This window comes from Acuticoccus kandeliae, from assembly GCF_003073115.1.
The window spans coordinates 1-372 of sequence record NZ_QBBV01000095.1; the positions used below are offsets into that span (position 1 = coordinate 1).

Annotated in this window: 1 protein-coding gene; it reads left to right on the plus strand. The window is 69.6% G+C overall.

The genetic code is table 11. From position 1 onward, the window contains the following. The coding region (locus tag DBV35_RS29465) for an FGGY-family carbohydrate kinase (protein WP_245944156.1) at positions 1-372 on the plus strand (372 nt) is incomplete at both ends.

Here is a 372-nt window from a genome sequence, read left to right on the forward strand (position 1 = left end):
ACACCAACGCGCACCTGGCGCGGGCCACGCTGGAGGCGATCTGCTACCAGTCCCGCGACGTCAGCGACGCCATGACCAAGGACTCCGGGGTGACCCTGGAGACGCTGAAGGTCGACGGCGGCGTCACCCAGAACGAGCTGTGCATGCAGATCCAGGCCGACGTGCTGGGCGTGCCGGTCTCGCGGCCCGTCGTCGCCGAGACCACCGCGCTCGGTGCGGCCTACGCGGCCGGGCTGGCCGTCGGGTTCTGGAAGAACACCGACGAGCTGCGGGAGAACTGGAACGAGGCCCGGCGCTGGGAACCGACCTGGTCGAAGGAGCAGCGCGACGAGGGCTACGGCCGGTGGAAGAAGGAGATCGGAAGAGCGTCGT